Below are 17265 nucleotides of genomic sequence, written 5' to 3'. Positions count from 1 at the left end.
GGCGCCGCCCCCGCCCCTCACGACCTGTGGGACGGCAGGACGCAGACCGTGTCGAGGCCGAGGACGTGGTTCAGCCGTCCGAACGAGAGCCAGGCGCCGAGGCTCATGCTGAGCTCGACGATCTCCTGCTGCGTGTAGGACGCGGACATCCGCTTCCAGAACTCGTCGTCCAGGTTGTGGTGGTCCAGGGTGTACCGCTCGGCGTACTCCGCCGCCAGCCGCGTCCGCTCGTCGAAGCGGTCGGTGGTGCGCCATTCCGTCACCGCGTCCGCGAACTCCGGCTCGACCTTGACGCCGTCGCGCTCGGTCCGCCAGTCCAGGCAGAAGACGCAGCCGTTGATCTGCGCGATCCGCAGCCGCGCGGCCTCGAACTCCCGCAACCCCAGTGTCGTGTGCTCGTACACCGCCAGGGAGAACTTGGACGCGGCGATCCCGATGCCGGGCACCATTTCGCCCCAGACGTACCCGATCGGGTCCTTGCCCGCGGGGATGTCGATGTTCACGGACGGCTCCTTCCGAGCTTGCCTGCTGCCGGGCGCAGCGGGACGTCGAGTGCGTCGTAGAGGCCGGGTTCCACCGCGGCCAGCCAGTCGATCGCGCCGACCAGGCGGCCGACGGCGGTGGCGTTGCCGCCCGCCGAGCGGTTCTCGCCTTCGTCGGTCGCCTCGACGGTGACCTCGATGCGCGGGCGGCCTTCGATGATCACGCGGTGCGCGCCGTCGCCGCTGGGCGGCGTCGGCCAGTCGGGCGCGCACGACGGGTGGATGCGCGTGACGTGCTCGATGACGATCCGCGGTTCGCCGTCGACGATGCCCTGCACCTCGAACCGCACCGCGCCCTGCGTGCCCTGCTCGAACTCGCCCATGGTCCGCGTGGTCACGGTCTCCTCGAGCGGCCGCCGGTCGAGCGTCTCGCGCAGCTCGGTCACCTCGACGCCGAGGCCGCGCGCGATCAGCCGGACCTGCCCGCCCCACACCATCGACGGCACGCCGGTCATCAGCATCGGCGGGGCGTAGTCCATCGGCTGGCCCATCCCGACCAGGTACCGGACGGAGTCGGGCTGCTCGTAGGTCGAGTAGTCGAAGATCTCCTGGCAGCGGACGACGTCGACGTCGGTGCCGAGCCCGCTGATCAGCAGCGGCAGGACGTCGTTGCCCCAGCCGGGGTCGACGCCGGAGACGAACAGCGACCCGCCGCCGTCCTCTATGGCGGCCAGCACCGGGTTGCGCAGCTCCGGGGGCGCGTTCCGCTGGTCGTAGAGGGGGTACAGGGCCGGCGTGACGACGATCGCGCCCGCCCGGACCGCGCGCACGATGTCGGCGTGCGCGTCGTCGAACCGGACGTCACCCGAAGCGGCGTACACGATCGCGCGCGGGCTCGCGGCCAGGACGGCGTCGATGTCGTCCGTCGCGGCGACGCCCAGCGGGCCGGTGCCGGCCAGCTCGCCGGCGTCCTTGCCGACCTTCGCCGGGTCGTGGACGAGCACCGCGGTCAGCTTCAGCGCCGGGTGGGCGTCGACGGCCCGGATTGCCGCACGGCCGACGTTGCCCGTGCCCCACACCACTGTGGCGATCATGCGCTGAAGTTTTCGCCGCCGCCCGCGCGCGCGGATAGGAAATCGTTCCGGCCAGCGGACCGCGCGGGCGTTGGTAACATGACCAGCGCCCGAACGTCGTATCGGAGGCCTGCGATGACGATCGACCCCAAGCCCCGCAGCCGCACGGTGACCGACGGGATCGAGGCCGCGCCCGCCAGAGGCATGCTGCGCGCGGTCGGGATGGGCGACGGCGACTGGACGAAACCGATCATCGGCGTCGCCAGCTCGTGGAACGAGATCACGCCGTGCAACCTGTCGCTGGACAGGCTGGCGCAGGCGTCGAAGGAAGGCGTGCACGCGGCCGGCGGCTACCCGCTGCAGTTCGGCACGATCTCGGTGTCCGACGGCATCTCGATGGGCCACGACGGCATGCACTTCTCGCTGGTGTCCCGCGAGGTCATCGCCGACTCGGTCGAGACGGTCATGCAGGCCGAGCGGCTCGACGGCTCGATACTCCTCGCCGGCTGCGACAAGTCCCTGCCCGGCATGCTGATGGCCGCCGCGCGACTCGACCTCGCCTCGGTGTTCCTCTACGCGGGCACGATCGCCCCCGGCTGGGTGAAGCTCACCGACGGCACCGAGAAGGACGTCACGCTCATCGACGCCTTCGAGGCGGTCGGCGCGTGCCGGGCCGGCCGTCTCGGCACCGCCGACCTCGACCGGATCGAACGCGCCATCTGCCCCGGTGAAGGCGCCTGCGGCGGCATGTACACCGCGAACACGATGGCGTCGGCCGCCGAGGCGATGGGGATGAGCATGCCGGGGTCGGCCGCGCCGCCGTCCGCGGACCGCCGCCGCGACCACTACGCCCACCTGTCCGGGGAGGCCGTGGTCGGGCTGCTCGAAAAGGGCATCACCGCGCGGGACATCCTCACGCGCGAGGCGTTCGAGAACGCCATCACCGTCGTGATGGCCCTCGGTGGTTCGACCAATGCGGTGCTGCACCTGCTGGCCATCGCGCACGAAGCCAAGGTTTCGCTCACCCTCGACGACTTCAACAGGGTGGGCGACCGCGTCCCGCACCTGGGCGACCTGAAGCCGTTCGGCAAGTACGTCATGAACGACATCGACCGCCACGGCGGCATCCCGGTGCTGATGAAGGCCCTGCTCGACGAGGGCCTGATCCACGGCGACGCGCTCACCGTCACCGGCCGCACGGTCGCCGAGAACCTCGCCGAGCTCGACCCCGACCCGATCGACGGCGAAGTCCTGCGCGGCCTGGACAACCCGCTGCACCCAACCGGCGGCATCACCATCCTGCGCGGCTCGCTCGCGCCCGAGGGCGCGGTCGTGAAGTCCGCGGGCTTCGACACGGCCAACTTCGAGGGCCCGGCGCGCGTGTTCGAGCGTGAGCAGGAGGCGATGGCGGCGCTGAACGAGGGCCGGATCGAGGCCGGTGACGTCGTGGTCATCCGCTACGAAGGCCCCAAGGGCGGCCCGGGCATGCGGGAGATGCTGGCGATCACCGCGGCGATCAAGGGCGCCGGGCTCGGCAAGGACGTCCTGCTGCTGACCGACGGGCGGTTCTCCGGCGGCACCACCGGGCTCTGCATCGGCCACGTCGCGCCCGAGGCGGTCGACGGCGGGCCGATCGCGTTCGTCCGCACCGGCGACCGGATCGCCGTCGACATCAAGGCCCGCAGCATCGACCTGCTGGTCGACGCCGCCGAGCTGGCCCGGCGCCGCGAGGGCTGGGAGCCGTTGCCGAACAAGTTCGGAGAGGGCGTCCTCGGCAAGTACGTGAAGCTGGTGCGGTCGTCGTCCTACGGGGCCGTCACGAGCTGAGCGAGGGCGCGCTTGTCGACCTTGCCGACGTCGGTGAGCGGCAGCGCGGCGACGAAGTCCACGGCCGCCGGGACGTAGTGCTCCTGGCCGAAGATCTCCCGGGCGTGCGCCCGCAGGTCGTCCGCTGTCACCGCGCTCGTCGCGACGACGACGGCGTGCAGGCGATCGCCGTGGCCGAAGACGGCCGCGCTCCGCACCGCCGGGTGCGTCGCCAGCGCGTTCTCGACGACGGTGGTGGCGACCTTCGTGCCGTGCTCACCGACCACGACGACGTCGTCGGCGCGGTCGAGCAGGTAGAGGTAACCCTCGTCGTCGAAGCGGCCGAGGTCGCCGGTGCGCAGCCAGCCCGCGCCGATGCCGGGGCCGCCGAGGTAACCGTCCATCATGGACAGTCCGCGCACCTCGACCTCGCCGTCATCGGTGATGCGGGCTTCCATGCCCGGCACGATCCGGCCGACCGAGCCCAGCCGTTGGGGGCGGTCGAGCAGTTCGGCGGCGGAGATGCTCGCGATCATCGGCGCCTCGGTGAGGCCGTAGCCCTGGCCGACGACCGGGCCGAAGACCTCGAGCGCCTGGGCGAGCCGGTGCGGCGGCAGCGGCGCGGCGCCGAGGGAGAGCGAGCGGACGCTGGTCAGGTCGGTCTCCGGGCGCTTCGGGTGGTCCAGGACGGCGGCCAGCCGCGGCGGCGTGAGCGAGAGCGTGTCGATCCGGTGCGTTTCGATCGCGTCAAGCACGGCTCCCGCGTCGAAACCGTCGTGGACGACCACGGTGTCCTGCCGCAGCAGCGCGCCGAGCACGGTGGCGTTGCCGGTCATGTGCGTCATCGGGGCGACCAGCAGCGTGCGGCCCGGGCCGTCCGGCGACGGCGTGAAGATGTGCGCCATGCCGTCGTAGATGCCGCTGTGGCGGATGAGCTTGGGGGTGCCGGTGGTGCCGCCGGTGGGGAAGAGGAGGTGGACGGTCTCCGGCGGGTGCAGCGGCGCGGGTTCGGCGTCGAGTTCGTCGAGGGTGCGGACGTCGCCCGCGGGCCAGTCGTGCGGGCGGTCGGTGACGACGGTGGCGCCACGGGCCGCGGCGAGCCGCTGCTGCGTCGGCGCCGAGGCCGGGACCAGGAGCACGGTCGCGCCGCGCAGGAGGGCGGCCAGCTGGACGAGGACCGTCTCGGGCCGGTTGCGCAGGTCGATCGCGACGGTTTCGGCGTCGCCCAAGCCGCCGTGCAGGCGGCGCAGCCGGTCGCGGGCCTGGTGGTAGGTGGTGACGCCGTCTTGGACGAAGAGCGGGCGGTCACCGCCGTCGTCGAGGGCGGCGAGGACCTTCGTCAGGAAGAAGCTCACCCGGGGACGGTATCTAGTCCTGGTAGGACAACTTCGCCAGTTCCTCGTCGAAGTCGAACCAGTCGCTCTCGCTGCCGGCCGGGATGACGTCGTAGGTGCGGTCGAGGAAGGCCGCGATCTCCTTCGCGGGCGCTTCGAGCACCGCGGCGCCGTCCGGGGAGCTCAGCTCCACGACGACCAGCGCGGGGTCGCCGGCCGGGCCGATGCGCACGTCGCCGTCGCCGCAGCGGGCGAGCAGGCCGTCGGCCAGGAGGTCGCGGCCGAAGAGCCACCGGACCGCGCTCGGGCCGGCGTGCAGCACCACGGCGACCGCGTACGGGTCGCGGGTGTCGTACTCCAGCTCGGCCGGCACCGGTCGCGGCCCGGCCCCGAAGGTGCGCAGGGCGAAGTCGATGCTGGCGCTGGTCACGGTGTGCGGGTCGGCCATGGTGGCCCCTTTGCTACTCGTCGGTTAACTTCCGCTGCTTCCAGGGATAACCCATAGTCAGTTCAACGCCCAGCGTTCCGAAAAACTTTCACACGCGAGGGTGATCAAGAAGTGTCCGAGGTCACCGGCAGCGTGGCCGAACGGGCAACTCCCTCACGGACCGTGACCGATGGTGACAGGCATTCGGAGCCGCGCCGCCGCCGGATGGGTCCCGGCGCCGGATTTGGGCCGTCCGGGTGGGAAGCGCCACCGCACACCAGTCCGGGCCGCCGTCCGGCCGCGAACCCCACCACGAGTCAGGGGTGACTGGAGGGTCGGGCATGGGTGAGCGTGGGCGGCTGCGGCTGCCACCGGACGAGGCACCGGCGACGGCGCCGAGCGCCGAAGAGCTGCTCCGGCGGGTGGCGGCGGGCGACGAGACGGCGTTCGCGTCGCTCTACGACCTCGTCGCCGGTCCGGTGCTCGGCCTGGCGACGCGCGTGCTGCGCAGTCACGCGCAGGCCGAGGAAGTGGCGCAGGAGGTGCTGGTGGAGGTGTGGCGCAAGGCCGCGCGGTACGAGCCGGAGCGCGGCAGCGCGCTGTCGTGGGTGCTGACCATCGCCCACCGCCGGGCCGTCGACCGCGTGCGGGCGCACCAGGCCGGCGTCGACCGCGAGGAGCGGGCCGGCCTGATGGACGTGCGGCGGCCGTTCGACGAGGTCACCGAGTCCGCGCTGGCCGGCCTGGAGCAGCAGCGGGTGCGGCAGTGCCTGGCCGCGCTCACCGACCTGCAGCGCGAGTCGATCGTGCTGGCCTACTACAACGGCTACACCTACCCCGAGGTCGCCGAGGTGCTGCAGGTCGCGCCGGGCACGGTCAAGACCCGCATCCGGGACGGCCTGATCCGGCTGCGCGACTGCCTGGGGGTGGACCGATGACCGCCGAGCTGCACACGCTGACCGGGGCCTACGCACTGGACGCGGTGTCCGATGTGGACCGCGCCGAGTTCGAACGGCACCTCGGCCGCTGCGCGGCCTGCCGCCAGGAGGTCGCGGAGCTGCGGGCGACCGGCGCGCGGCTGGCCGTGGCCGCCGCGGTGGACCCGCCGCCGTCGCTGAAGCCGCTGGTGCTCGCCGACGTCGCCCGCACCCGCCAGCTGCCGCCGAAGGTGCCGGTGACCCGCCGGCTGAGCCGCGCCAAGACGTGGCAGCTGCGCGTGTCGCTGTTCGGGGCGGCCGCCGCGGCCGTGGTGGCGGTCGTCCTCGGCGTCGCCAGGACGCCGGCGCCCGTCGACCCGGTGCTGGGCGCGCCGGACGCGGCCGCGATCGAGGGGACCGGCCAGGGCCACGCCACGCTCGTCGTCTCGCGCAGCCGGCACCAGGCCGTGCTGCTCGCGTCGGACCTGCCCGCGCTCGACGCCGGCCACGTCTACCAGGTGTGGCTGATCGGCCCCGGTGGCGCGCGGTCGGCCGGGCTGATGACGGCCGAGCCGTCGCAGCGGATGCTGGTGGCCGACCTCCCGCCGGACGTCGACCGGATCGGGATCACCGTCGAGCCGGCCGGTGGTTCGCCCGGCCCGACGACCCCCGCCGTCACCAGGATCTCCCTTGCTTAGCCGGTGGCGGGCGGCCCTGATCGGCGTCCTGGCGCTCGCCGCGGCCCTGGCGGCGGGGCACCTGGTCGCCGGGTTCGTCGGCGTCAACGCGTCGCCGTACCTGGCGGTCGGCAACGGTGCCATCGACCTGACTCCGGTGTGGCTCAAGGACTTCGCGGTCCGCACGTTCGGCACGTACGACAAGCTCGTGCTGCTGTCCGGGATGGCCGTGGTCATGGTGGTCGTGGCGGCGGTGGCGGGCCTGCTGTCCCGGCGCACGCCGGTGCCGGGGCTGGTGGTGATCACCGGCTTCGGGCTCGTCGGCCTCGCCGCGGTGTATGCGCGGCCGGACCTCGACGCGGTCGCGCTGCTCGCCCCGCTGGCGAGCCTGGTCACCGGGGCCGGGACGTTCGCCTTCCTGCACCGGCTCGACGTCGCCCCGGACACCTCGCGCCGGACGGTGCTGCTGGCCGGGGTCGCCGCGGGAGCCGGGCTCGCCGGGCTCGGCGGGCAGCTGCTCGCCGGCCGCCGGGACGCGGCGTCGTCGCGCGAGGCGGTCGGGCGGCTCGTGCCGGCGCGGACCGCGCCGATGATCCCGGCCGACGCCGACTTCGCGAAGCTGGGCACGCCGCCGTTCCTGACCCGCAACGACCGCTTCTACCGCGTGGACACCGCCTTGACCGTGCCGCAGGTGCGGGCCGAGGACTGGAGCCTGCGGCTGCACGGGCTGGTCGACCGCGAGATCCGGTACCGCTACGCCGACATCCGGAACCGGCCGCTGGTGGAACGCACGATCACGATGACCTGCGTGTCCAACGAAGTCGGCGGCACCTACGTCTCCACCGCGAACTTCGTCGGCGTCGACCTGGCCGACCTGCTCGACGAGGCCGGGGTGCGGCCCGGCGCGGAACAGCTCTTCTCGTCCAGTGTGGACGGTTGGACGTCGGGCAGCCCGATCGCGGCGGTAATGGACTCTTCGCGCGGGGCCATGCTCGCCATCGGCATGAACGGCGAGCCGCTGCCGATCGAGCACGGTTTTCCGGCCCGGCTGGTCATTCCCGGCCTGTACGGGTACGTGTCCGCCACGAAATGGGTGACCGACCTCGAAGTCACGACCTGGGCCGCGCGGCAGGCGTATTGGCTGAAACGCGGGTGGGGTCGGGAAGCGCCGATCAAGACACAATCGCGCATCGATACGCCGAAGGGGTTTGAAACCGTTTCTTCGGGGAAGGTGCGGGTCACCGGGATCGCCTGGGCGCAGCACACCGGGATCGCCAAGGTCGAGCTGCGCATGGACAACGGACCGTGGCGGGAAGCCATGCTGTCGGCGGAAGTCAACGTCGAAACCTGGCGCATGTGGTGGCTCGAGTTCGACGTCGCCCCCGGTGGTCACCAGGTCGTCTGCCGGGCGACCGACAAAAGAGGGTACACGCAGACGGAAACGCGCGCCGGAACCGTTCCGGACGGCGCGACCGGGTGGCACAGCATCGCCTTCACGGCTCGGTGACCCGGATCACCCGAATGGGGGCAATCCGGTTTCCCTGCAGTTCCGAATCCAGGGCAAGAAGCAGTTCTCAGCCGTTTATGGGAGTGATTTTCGTGACCAAGCTCCGTGTCGCCGGAATCGGCGTCGCCGCCGTCGCCGCCCTTTCGCTGACCGCGTGCAGCGGGAGCGACACCGCTTCGTCGGGTGGCTCCAGCAGCAGCTCGATGACCCCGCCGGCGCCCGCGACGTCGTCCACCATGGCGGCCGGTGCCGGCAACGGCGTGACCACCAACGCCGACGTCTTCGGCCCGGCCTGTTCGCAGCTGCCGCAGGGCTCCGCGCCCGGTTCGCTGGACTCGATGGGCCCGCAGCCGGTCGCCTCGGCGGCGTCGACCAACCCGCTGCTGACCAAGCTGGTGGCCGCGGTCAAGGCCACCAACCTGGTCGACACGCTGAACAGCCAGGAGGCCATCACGGTCTTCGCGCCGGCCGACCCGGCGTTCGCCGCACTGGGCGACGCCAAGTTCAACGAGCTCGCCGGCAAGCCCGCCGAGCTGGCGCCGATCCTGCAGTACCACGTCGTCGGCAAGCGCTACGACGCCACGGGTCTCACCGCCGCGGGCTCGGTCGACACGCTGAACACCGCCGGTGGCCCGGTGAAGATCGAGGGCTCCGGCGAGAACATGACGATCAACGGCGCGAAGGTCCTGTGCGGCAACATCCCCACCAAGAACGCCACGGTCTTCGTGATCGACAAGGTGCTGACGCCGGGCACGAACAAGTGATCTAGCGTCCCAGCAGGGGGCCCAGGCGTTCCGCGATGTCGGTGAGGATCTGCACGTAGTCTTCGTGCTCGAAGGTGAACGGCAGGGCGAAAGCCACCTCGTCGATCTCGCGGAACGCCTGGTGTTCGTGCAACCGCTCGGCGATCTCCGCGGACGTGCCGACGAAGTCGGGGGAGAACAGCATCCGCGCGGGACCCTGCGGTTCCGCGGTGCGGGGCAGCCGTTTTTCGGCGTACGCCTCGTACTTGGCGCGCTGTTCCGGCGTGGCGCTGTCGGTGGGGATCACGACCAGGCCCTGGGAGATGCGGCCGGCGGGGTGGTGCTCGCGGAAGGTCCGGATGTGCGAGAGCTGGATTTCGGCGAAGTCCGTGCTCTCGCCTTCGGCTTTGACCACGCTGCTGGTCAGGAAGTTCATCCGGTGCTTGCCCGCCCACTCCGCCGAGCGCAGACTCGCGCCGCCGTACCAGAGGCGGTCGCCGAGCCCCGGCGCCTGCGGCTGGACGCGGTCGGAGAACACCTCGAACCCCTGCGTCCCGCTGAAGCCGGTGGCCGGTTCGCCGCGCACGAAGTCCAGCAGCCGCTGCACGCGGTCGTAGGAGAAGTTCTCGGCCTCGGCGGTGTCCGGGTAGAGGGCGTGCTTGACGTCGTCCCAGCGCATCGGCGGGCCGACGCTGAGGCCGGGGTTGAGCCGCCCGCCGGAGAGCAGGTCGACGGTGGCGAGGTCCTCGGCCAGCCGCAGCGGGTTCTCCCAGCCGAGCGGGATCACGGCGGTGCCGAGGTCGATCCGGCTCGTCCGCTGCGACGCGGCGGCCAGCACCGCGACCGGCGAGGAGATGCCGTACTGGAGGTGCCGGTGGCGCACCCAGGCGCTGTCGAACCCGAGCCGTTCACCCAGCTCGATGATCTCCAGCGTCGATTCGTGGCCCCGGCGCGGGTCGGCCGCGTCGAACAGGCCGATGGTGAGGAAGCCGAGCTTCCGCAGTGGTCGTGACACGGTTCCGATTTTGCCCCCGTGCCCGGGGGAGTCCCACCTGGTGGACTACCGCAGCCGGTCGAGGCCGTCGAGGATGAGGTCGAGGCCGAACTCGAACTCGGCCTGGTCGTCGCACCAGCCCAGGGTCGAATCCGGGTCGTCGTGGGCGATCTCGCTCAGCATCCCGGCCAGGTTCGGCAGCTGCCAGGACAGGTCCACCGGCCCCACGGCAGGCTCGCCGGCGCTCGGGTCGAACGGCTCCTGGCTGAACCCGAGCGCGCGGCTGCCGAGCGCGTGCAGCGCGTGGTGCACCAGGTCGTAGGAGAACCCGCCGTCGCGCAGCAGGCCGACCAGGGTGTCGTAGTAGCGCAGGACCTCGGCGCTCGTCGACGACCGCGTCTCGAACAGGGCCGGCGCCCAGCGGTGCCGGAGGAACACCTGCCGCGCCGCCAGGATCCGCAGCCGCACCGACGCCTTCCAGTCCGGCAACGGCTCGACGCGGGCGACGGCCTCGTTGATCTCGCCGGCCACGACGTCGACGATGCCGTCGAGCACGTCCTCTTTCTTGGCGACGTGGTAGTAGAGCGACATCGCCTCGGCGCCGAGCTCTTCGGCGAGCCGGCGCATGGTCAGCGCTCGTAACCCGTGTTCGTCCGCGAGGTCGACGGCCGCGCGCAGGACGCGCTCGCGGCTCAGGGGCATCCGCGCGTCGGTTGTCACCCACAAGATCGTACAAGGTAAGGCGGCGTTGACGTTCTTACGGTGTACGGCGTACCTTACGACGTACGACTTACAACGTAAGGGAGTGGTGATGAAGGCTCTGGTTCAGCGTGCGTATGGGTCGGCGGAGGGCTTGACCTGGGAAGATGTCCCGGATCCCGTGCCGGCGGCGGGTGAGGTGCTGGTGCGGGTGCACGCCACATCGGTCAACCCGTACGACTGGCACTTCCTGAGAGGCGAGCCCTACGTGGCCCGCCTGATGCCCGGCGGCTTCGGCCGCCGTCCACCGGTGGGCGTCCTCGGGTGCGACCTGGCGGGCCGCGTCGTGACGGCCGGCGCCCGGTTCTCGCCCGGCGAAGACGTCTACGCGCTGCTGCCGCGGGGCGCGCACGCCGAGTACGTCCGCGTGCGCGAGGAGCTGCTCGCGCCGATGCCGTCGAACCTCACCCACGAGCAGGCGGCGGCGATGCCGATGGCGGCCGTCACGGCGCTGCTGGCCCTGCGGGGTGTCGAAGCCGGGCAGCGGGTGCTGGTCAACGGCGCTTCCGGCGGAGTCGGCACGTTCGCCGTCCAGCTGGCTCGGGCGCTCGGCGCCGAGGTCGACGCGGTGAGCACCAACACCTCCTTGGTGCGCTCGCTCGGCGCGGAGCGGGTTTTCGACTACCGCACGGAGGACTTCACCCGCAGCGGCCACCGCTACGACGTCGTGCTGGACGTCGCCGGCAGCAGGTCGGTGTTCGCCTGCCGTCGGGTGCTCGCACGGGACGGGACTTTCGTCGCCGTCGGCGGCCCGGCAGGGCGGTGGATCCAGCCCGCGGGCCACGTCTTCGCGGCCCTGGTGTCCGGGTGGATAGCACGCCGGCGGGTCGTGCTCGCGGACGCCGTGGCCTGCCCGGACAAGGCAGCGGTCCTCCGCGAGCTGGCGGCTTTCGTGGAGCGCGGCGCGGTCACGCCGATCGTCGACCGGAGCTACCCGTTCGACGACCTGCGTGCCGCGTTCGCGTACTCGGAAACCGGGCACGCCAAGGGCAAGATCGTCGTGACCCTCGGCGTGCCCGGTGCCTAGCCGTTGTGCGGGCAGTTGCCGCGGTAGTCCGAAATGGACAGGCTGCTGCTCGGGATGGGGCAGAGGAACTGCTCGTACCGCGTGTCGTTGTCGATGAAGCGCTTGAGCCAGGACAGCGTGTACTTCGCGATCGTCGTGTTGGAGGTGTTCGGCGCGAAGTGGCTGGCGCCGCGCAGTTCGAGGTACGCACGGTCCAGTGTGGACGGGAGGCTCGTATAGAACGGGATCGAGTGCGAAGCCACCGGCGCGATGGTGTCCGACTGCGCCCCGACAACCAGCGTCGGCACCCGCAGCGTCGACCAGTTCTTCGTCAGGTTCCAGCCGGTCAGGGGCACCGCGGCCTGCAGCGACGGCCGGGAGCGGGCCGCTTCGAGCGTGCCGCCACCACCCATGGAGTGCCCGACGACGCCGAGCCTGCTGCTGTCGATGCGCGAGCGGACACTGCTTTGCTGCGTCAGGTAGTCCAGCGAAGCCAGCAGTTGCCGGCCGCGGCTGTCGGGCTGGTCGGAGGTGGTGATCGTGTCGATGGTGAACACCACGAAGCCCTGCGAGGCCAGGCGCGGGCCCAGCCAGGCCATGCTCGACTGGGTGGCGGTGAAGCCGGGCGCGATCGAGATCGCGCCGAACGTGCCGGCGGTCGTGGTCGTCGGGTAGTAGATCGTGCCGCCGCCGAAGCCGGAGACGGCCAGCCGCGACACGGTCACGGTGCTCGTCGCGAACGAGCCGCGCGAGGCTTCGATGCTGGCCGTGGTCGGGTCGGGCCCCCGCTCGTAGGGGTTCGCGGCGGCGGGCGCCGGTGCGGCGACCGCGGTGGTCAGCGCCAGAGCGGCCAGCACGACGCCGGCGGTCTTGGCGCGCCACCCACGGCGGCGGGAAATTTTCTCACGCGAGCCGGACGTCGTCGGCGGGCTCGTGAGTGCGGACATGGATCGCTCTCTTTCCCCGGGCAGGCGAAAGCGCGCCCGGACACAGACGGGCGGATCGGCAGAACTGGTGCACGGCAACAGGAACACGTGCCGCGGGTGGGGTACGGGGTAACCGCTGTCCCGACGCCTATGAAACACCTTGGCGAAATGTTCCACATCCTCCGAATGGGGGAGTGGTCTGACGAACTGTGCGGTCGCTCAGTGCACGCGCACCGGTTCCAGGGCGCCGCGCACGAGGGTGTCGACCAGCGTCGTCGCAACGGTGAGGTCCACCGAGCGGGCGGCGAGGACGTCGGAGTAGAGGAACGACTCGCCGAGCCGCACCACCGCGAAGGCCAGGTCCGGCAGTCCCACGAGCGGGGCCAGTCCGGCCGCGCCGACGTCGGCCCGGAAGAGTTCGACGTGCGCGTCGACCAGTCCGGGCTGGACGGCGCCGCGCGGGTCGGTCAGCACGCGGAGGGCGATCGCCGACTCCGCCTCGATCAGCTTGCGCATCCCTTCGCTGGCGGCGACTTCGCGGCGGTAGGCCTCCATGACCCACAGGCAGCGCAGGCGGCCGTCCGGCGACCGGACGGCGTCGCCGTGCTGGGCGCGCCAGCCGTCGAGCGCCCGCTGCCAGGTCCGTTCGGACAGCAGCCGCAGCGCGGCGCCCATGAGGTCGTCGCGGTTGCCGACGCGGCGGAAGAAGGTGGTGCGCGAGATCCCGAGCTCGGCCGCCATCCGCCCGAGGTCGAGGCGCGTCCCGGCCATCAGCAGCCGGGCCGCGTGCCGGACGATGTCGTCGGTCGAGACGGTCACCGGTTCACCCTAGCTTCGGGGGTCCGGGTGGCGGAGTCCCCGGCTCGGGGCGAAGCCCCGGATGTCACAGTCCGCAGGTGGGGTCCGGTTACCTTGAAGTGCGCGGCGCCCCTTCGGTTAGCGTGGGTTCGTGCGCGTAGACATCTGGTCCGATCTGGTCTGTCCCTGGTGCTATCTCGGCAAACGCCGCTTCGAGCGGGCGGTCGCCGAGGTGGGTGTCGACGTCGAGGTGGTGCACCACTCGTTCCAGCTGGACCCGTCGTTCCCGCGCGGCACGTCCCGGCCGACGCGCGAGGTGCTCGCCGAGAAGTACGGCCGCACACTGGAAGAAGCGGACGCGATGGAAGCCGACATGGAGCACCGCGCGGCCGCCGACGGCCTCGAGTACCACCTCGACGGCGTCCACATGGGCAACACGGTCGACGGCCACCGCCTGGTCCACCTCGCGGCCGAGCACGGCATGGCCGACGCGGTCGTCGACCGGTTCTACGCGGCCCACTTCACCGAGCGGCGGTCCCTGTTCGACCACGATTCCCTGGTCACACTGGCCACGGAAGCGGGACTGGATGCAGCCGAGGCACGAGCGGTCCTCGAGTCCGACGCATACGAAGCAGAGGTGGCGGCGGACGGCGAGCAGGCCCGCGCCCTCGGCGCGTCCGGTGTCCCGTTCTTCGTGATCGACCAGCGGTTCGGCGTGGCGGGAGCCCAGTCGCCGGAGGTGTTCGCCCAGGTGCTGAGGCGCGTCAGCGACGCCGCCGCCGGCTGAACCGCGACCGATCGGTGGCCACCCCGGCCAGGTGCAGAGCAACACAAAGCAACCCGGCGGTGGTGAGCGTCCCGGTGGTGATCACGGGCCCCAGCCCGAACCCGGCCAGCTCCATGAGCAGGGCAAGCCCGAAGAGAACGGCGGCGAGAATGGCAAGCATGACGGCCTCGTTTCCGTGGGTGGGGCCGAACGGTCCACACCACTGGGACGTTGGGGGTACCGGGGTTTCCGGCTTGGTGGCCGGTAATGCCCCCGCCCCGCCCGCCTGAAACGGCTCGTTCGCGCCCACGCCCACCCGCCCGCGCGCTCGGCCCCACCCGCCCAGCTGCCCGCCGCGCGTTTGGAACCCACCCGCCCAGCTGCCCGCCGCGCGTTTGGAACCCACCCGCCTGGCTGCCCGCCGTCGCCTTTCGCGGACCTCGCCCCGCCTCAGGGGCAGCTCGCCCTGCCTTCTTACCGTCGCCGGTCGCGAACCCGGTCACCTCACCCGCGGCTTGGTCGCCTCGCTGCTTCCCGCCGGCATCGCGGATCCCGGCCGTTCGCCCGCTTTGCGCACCGACCCGGCTAGTTGCTCGCGCGCCCCTCGCGCACCGACCCGGTCGTCTCGCATACCCGAAGGGTCGGTTCCCGTGATCGGAGAGGCATCTCGCGTGATTGAAGGGGCATCACTCGTGATTGGCGGGGCGACACGCGTGATCGCCGGGGCATCGCGCCGATGCCCGCTCAATCACGAGTGATGCCGTTCTGATCACACGTGATGCCCGCCCAATCACGTGACATGCCCGGCCGGACACCGGTGCTGCCCACCCGATCACGACGTGCGAGGCCCGGCCCGCGGGGGCGCCCCCCGTTTTCCACACTACCGAAAGGCACCGACAGTTTCGGGTCAGGCGGGTGGCGGTGCCGTGCTCGACCGGACCACCAGTTCCGTCGGCAGCAACACCGGTTCGCCGGCCTCGGTGCCGGTCTCGATCTCCGCCAGCAGGGCCTTCACCGCGTGCCGGCCCACCGCCTCGAACGACTGGCGGATCGTCGTCAACGGCGGCCAGAAGTGGGCCGACTCCTCCATGTCGTCGAAGCCCACCACGCTCACCGAAGCCGGCACCGCGCGGCCGGACTCGTGCAACGCCCGCAACAAGCCCAGTGCCATCTGGTCGTTCGCCGCGAACACCGCCGTCACCGAGGGGTCCGCCGCCAGGCGGAGGCCCGCCTGGTAGCCCGATTCCGGCGACCAGTCGCCGACCAGGACCGGTGGGACCGCACAACCTGCCCGCTCCAAAGTGGCCTGCCACGACTTCCGGCGTCGCTCGGCCGAATACGACTGGGGCGGTCCCGCGATGTGCCAGACCGTCGAGTGCCCCAGCGACAGCAGGTGGCTCGTCGCCCGGGCGGCGCCGTCCGCCTGGTCGTTGTCCACCACCGGGTAGTCGTAGCGGGCGCTCGAGTCGATCACCACCACCGGGAGCCCGTGTGGCAGTTCGATCTCGCTTTGGTCGAGCTGGTGTTGCTCGATGAGGATGATGACGCCGTCGACGGCCTGCTCGTTCAACGTGCTGAACGCGCCCGTCACCTCGCCCTGCGTCGGGCGCGTCACCGGCATCAGGATGATCGAAAAGCCCTCCGGGACGACCGCCGCCGCGATGGCGTCGAGGGTTCTGCTGTTGCCGAACGTCGGGAGGGCCGAAATGATCACGCCGATGCTGCGGAACTGGCCGTTGCGCAGGGCGCGGGCCGCGCTGTTGGGCCGGTAGCCGATCCGCCGCATCGCGTCCAGGACGCGCTCGCGGGTGGCGTCGTCGACGTTCGTCTTCCCGTTCGCCACCCGGGAAACCGTCTGGCCCGACACCCCCGCCTCGCGGGCGACGTCCGCCATCGACGGGCCCCGGCGCCGCGCGGGGCCGGGTGCGGATGACGTCGCTGTCTGGCGCGGCACGGTCACTCCTTGGTGTCCTGGACATGTTTACGTCAACACGTTACTCTGCGGCCGTCCATGTTGACGTAAACATCGCGCCGGGTCCAGACCCGGCGCACGCGATCACTCGGAGAGACGATGACGTCCACAGCGGCTCCGCCCGCCCCGGTGCCTTCGCGCCGGGCGCCCGCGGCCCGCCGGCCGCGGCGGAAATGGCGGGGCTGGCTCTTCGTCGCCCCCTTCATGGTCGTGTTCGCGCTGGCCTTCATCGCGCCGGTTGTGTACGCGTTCGTGCTCAGCCTCTACCGGGACCAGGCCTTCTTCGGCGGCACGGTGTTCGTCGGCGCCGACAACTACCTCCAGGTGTTCGGCGACCCGAAGTTCTGGGACGCCTTCCAGCGGGTGCTGGTGTTCCTCGTCGTGCAGGTGCCGATCATGCTGGTGCTCGCGCTGATCGCCGCGCTGGCGATCGACAGCGCGCGGCTGCACGCCGCCGGGTTCTTCCGGATCGTGATCTTCCTGCCGTACGCGGTCCCCGCCGTCGTCGCCGCGCTGATGTGGGGCTTCATCTACGGTGACCACTTCGGACTCGCGGCCGACCTCAACCACCTGTTCGGCACCGACGCGATCAAGCCGCTGTCGCAGAACTGGCTGCTCACGTCGATCGGCAACGTCGTCACGTGGGAGTTCGTCGGCTACAACATGCTCATCTTCTACTCCGCGCTGAAGGTGATCCCCAAGGAGCTGTTCGAGGCGGCCGCGATCGACGGCGCCGGCACGTTCCGCACGATCCTGTCCGTCAAGCTCCCCGCGATCCGGGGCGCCATCGTGGTCGCCACGATCTTCTCGATCATCGGCAGCTTCCAGCTGTTCAACGAGCCGAACATCATGCGCAACCTCGTGCCGAACATGATCGTCACGAACTACACGCCGAACATGTACGCCTACAACCTTTCCTTCAACGGGCAGCAATACAACTACTCCGCCGCCGTCGCGATCGTGATGGGCGTGATCACCGCGGTCATCGCCTACGTCGTGCAGCTGCGCGGCTCCCGGAAGGAGATGTGACGTGGCTGTACTTTCAAAGACACAGTTCTCCGTGACCAAGCCCCGCAAG

The 17265-nt window shown here is 71.2% G+C and carries 18 protein-coding genes; 8 read left to right on the top strand and 10 right to left on the bottom strand.

Annotated elements, in window-relative coordinates:
- Window positions 1-17: 17 nt before the first annotated feature.
- The gene (locus tag BLW76_RS39355; protein ID WP_091317068.1) at window positions 18-503 is read right to left on the bottom strand and encodes a carboxymuconolactone decarboxylase family protein; all 486 of its coding nucleotides are present in this window, start codon (window positions 501-503) and stop codon (window positions 18-20) included.
- On the bottom strand, window positions 500-1576 hold the full coding sequence (locus BLW76_RS39350) for an NAD(P)H-dependent amine dehydrogenase family protein (protein WP_091317067.1): 1077 nt from the start codon (window positions 1574-1576) through the stop codon (window positions 500-502). Before BLW76_RS39350 ends, BLW76_RS39355 begins: the two co-directional genes overlap by 4 nt.
- A gap of 114 nt (window positions 1577-1690) precedes the next feature.
- Here BLW76_RS39350 and ilvD point away from each other — a divergent pair, with 114 nt between their 5' ends.
- Window positions 1691-3382 carry a dihydroxy-acid dehydratase gene (gene ilvD, locus BLW76_RS39345; RefSeq protein ID WP_091317065.1) on the top strand — a complete coding sequence of 564 codons (1692 nt, stop codon included), beginning with the start codon at window positions 1691-1693 and terminating at the stop codon, window positions 3380-3382.
- On the opposite strand, the gene BLW76_RS39340 is transcribed toward ilvD, so the two are convergent.
- Both BLW76_RS39340 and BLW76_RS39335 read right to left on the bottom strand, forming a co-directional pair.
- Window positions 3361-4716, bottom strand: a complete 1356-nt coding sequence (locus tag BLW76_RS39340; protein WP_091317064.1) for a class I adenylate-forming enzyme family protein — start codon at window positions 4714-4716, stop codon at window positions 3361-3363. The genes ilvD and BLW76_RS39340 overlap by 22 nt on opposite strands.
- Before the next feature lie 13 nt (window positions 4717-4729).
- The gene (locus BLW76_RS39335) at window positions 4730-5143 is read right to left on the bottom strand and encodes an SsgA family sporulation/cell division regulator (RefSeq protein WP_091317062.1); all 414 of its coding nucleotides are present in this window, start codon (window positions 5141-5143) and stop codon (window positions 4730-4732) included.
- A gap of 320 nt (window positions 5144-5463) precedes the next feature.
- Between BLW76_RS39335 and sigK the strand changes: the two genes are divergently transcribed.
- The 4 genes from sigK (at window position 5464) to BLW76_RS39315 (ending at window position 8987) form a co-directional block, all read left to right on the top strand.
- Window positions 5464-6060: an ECF RNA polymerase sigma factor SigK gene (sigK, locus tag BLW76_RS39330; RefSeq protein WP_091317061.1), complete on the top strand. Its 597-nt coding sequence runs from the start codon at window positions 5464-5466 to the stop codon at window positions 6058-6060.
- Window positions 6057-6737, top strand: a complete 681-nt coding sequence (locus BLW76_RS39325) for an anti-sigma factor (protein ID WP_091317059.1) — start codon at window positions 6057-6059, stop codon at window positions 6735-6737. Before sigK ends, BLW76_RS39325 begins: the two co-directional genes overlap by 4 nt.
- The gene (locus BLW76_RS39320; protein ID WP_167384884.1) at window positions 6730-8223 is read left to right on the top strand and encodes a molybdopterin-dependent oxidoreductase; all 1494 of its coding nucleotides are present in this window, start codon (window positions 6730-6732) and stop codon (window positions 8221-8223) included. The genes BLW76_RS39325 and BLW76_RS39320 overlap by 8 nt, the downstream gene beginning before the upstream one ends.
- A 92-nt stretch (window positions 8224-8315) precedes the next feature.
- Window positions 8316-8987, top strand: coding sequence for a fasciclin domain-containing protein (locus BLW76_RS39315; protein WP_091320439.1), 672 nt, complete (start codon window positions 8316-8318; stop codon window positions 8985-8987).
- 1 nt (window position 8988) lies between these two features.
- Here BLW76_RS39315 and BLW76_RS39310 read toward each other — a convergent pair whose 3' ends face one another.
- A complete protein-coding gene (locus BLW76_RS39310; protein WP_091317057.1) occupies window positions 8989-9981 on the bottom strand; it encodes an LLM class flavin-dependent oxidoreductase in 993 nt (330 codons plus the stop codon).
- 45 nt (window positions 9982-10026) lie between these two features.
- Window positions 10027-10680 carry a TetR/AcrR family transcriptional regulator gene (locus tag BLW76_RS39305; protein ID WP_091317056.1) on the bottom strand — a complete coding sequence of 218 codons (654 nt, stop codon included), beginning with the start codon at window positions 10678-10680 and terminating at the stop codon, window positions 10027-10029.
- A 91-nt stretch (window positions 10681-10771) separates the two neighbouring features.
- On the opposite strand from BLW76_RS39305, the gene BLW76_RS39300 reads away from it, so the two are divergent.
- On the top strand, window positions 10772-11746 hold the full coding sequence (locus tag BLW76_RS39300) for an NAD(P)-dependent alcohol dehydrogenase (RefSeq protein ID WP_091317054.1): 975 nt from the start codon (window positions 10772-10774) through the stop codon (window positions 11744-11746).
- Here BLW76_RS39300 and bdeA read toward each other — a convergent pair.
- Both bdeA and BLW76_RS39290 read right to left on the bottom strand, forming a co-directional pair.
- Window positions 11743-12672, bottom strand: coding sequence for a bis(hydroxyethyl) terephthalate hydrolase (gene bdeA, locus BLW76_RS39295; RefSeq protein ID WP_091317053.1), 930 nt, complete (start codon window positions 12670-12672; stop codon window positions 11743-11745). The genes BLW76_RS39300 and bdeA overlap by 4 nt on opposite strands.
- 198 nt (window positions 12673-12870) lie before the next feature.
- On the bottom strand, window positions 12871-13470 hold the full coding sequence (locus BLW76_RS39290; protein WP_091317051.1) for a QsdR family transcriptional regulator: 600 nt from the start codon (window positions 13468-13470) through the stop codon (window positions 12871-12873).
- A 130-nt stretch (window positions 13471-13600) separates the two neighbouring features.
- Between BLW76_RS39290 and BLW76_RS39285 the strand changes: the two genes are divergently transcribed.
- Entirely contained in the window at window positions 13601-14236 is a 636-nt protein-coding gene (locus BLW76_RS39285) for a DsbA family oxidoreductase (protein WP_208613476.1), read from the top strand.
- Here the strand turns inward: BLW76_RS39285 and BLW76_RS39280 are convergent.
- Window positions 14214-14396 carry a hypothetical protein gene (locus BLW76_RS39280; protein WP_091317050.1) on the bottom strand — a complete coding sequence of 61 codons (183 nt, stop codon included), beginning with the start codon at window positions 14394-14396 and terminating at the stop codon, window positions 14214-14216. The two genes, BLW76_RS39285 and BLW76_RS39280, sit on opposite strands and share 23 nt — an antisense overlap.
- Window positions 14397-15122: 726 nt before the next feature.
- Window positions 15123-16175 (bottom strand): substrate-binding domain-containing protein, encoded by a 1053-nt coding sequence (locus BLW76_RS39270; protein ID WP_091317048.1) that lies wholly within the window; start codon window positions 16173-16175, stop codon window positions 15123-15125.
- Between the two features lie 111 nt (window positions 16176-16286).
- On the opposite strand from BLW76_RS39270, the gene BLW76_RS39265 reads away from it, so the two are divergent.
- On the top strand, window positions 16287-17216 hold the full coding sequence (locus BLW76_RS39265) for a carbohydrate ABC transporter permease (RefSeq protein ID WP_167384883.1): 930 nt from the start codon (window positions 16287-16289) through the stop codon (window positions 17214-17216).
- Window positions 17217-17265 lie beyond the last annotated feature (49 nt).

The organism is Amycolatopsis tolypomycina (assembly GCF_900105945.1).
Lineage (GTDB): Bacteria > Actinomycetota > Actinomycetes > Mycobacteriales > Pseudonocardiaceae > Amycolatopsis > Amycolatopsis tolypomycina.
This window is presented reverse-complemented; position numbering and strand designations above follow the sequence as displayed.

Coding starts and splice junctions, on each gene's coding strand:
- BLW76_RS39350 (WP_091317067.1), bottom strand. CDS start 1,576: ATGATCGCCACAGTGGTGTGGGGCACGGGCAACGTCGGCCGTGCGGCA.
- ilvD (WP_091317065.1), top strand. CDS start 1,691: ATGACGATCGACCCCAAGCCCCGCAGCCGCACGGTGACCGACGGGATC.
- BLW76_RS39335 (WP_091317062.1), bottom strand. CDS start 5,143: ATGGCCGACCCGCACACCGTGACCAGCGCCAGCATCGACTTCGCCCTG.
- sigK (WP_091317061.1), top strand. CDS start 5,464: ATGGGTGAGCGTGGGCGGCTGCGGCTGCCACCGGACGAGGCACCGGCG.
- BLW76_RS39325 (WP_091317059.1), top strand. CDS start 6,057: ATGACCGCCGAGCTGCACACGCTGACCGGGGCCTACGCACTGGACGCG.
- BLW76_RS39300 (WP_091317054.1), top strand. CDS start 10,772: ATGAAGGCTCTGGTTCAGCGTGCGTATGGGTCGGCGGAGGGCTTGACC.
- bdeA (WP_091317053.1), bottom strand. CDS start 12,672: ATGTCCGCACTCACGAGCCCGCCGACGACGTCCGGCTCGCGTGAGAAA.
- BLW76_RS39280 (WP_091317050.1), bottom strand. CDS start 14,396: ATGCTTGCCATTCTCGCCGCCGTTCTCTTCGGGCTTGCCCTGCTCATG.
- BLW76_RS39265 (WP_167384883.1), top strand. CDS start 16,287: ATGACGTCCACAGCGGCTCCGCCCGCCCCGGTGCCTTCGCGCCGGGCG.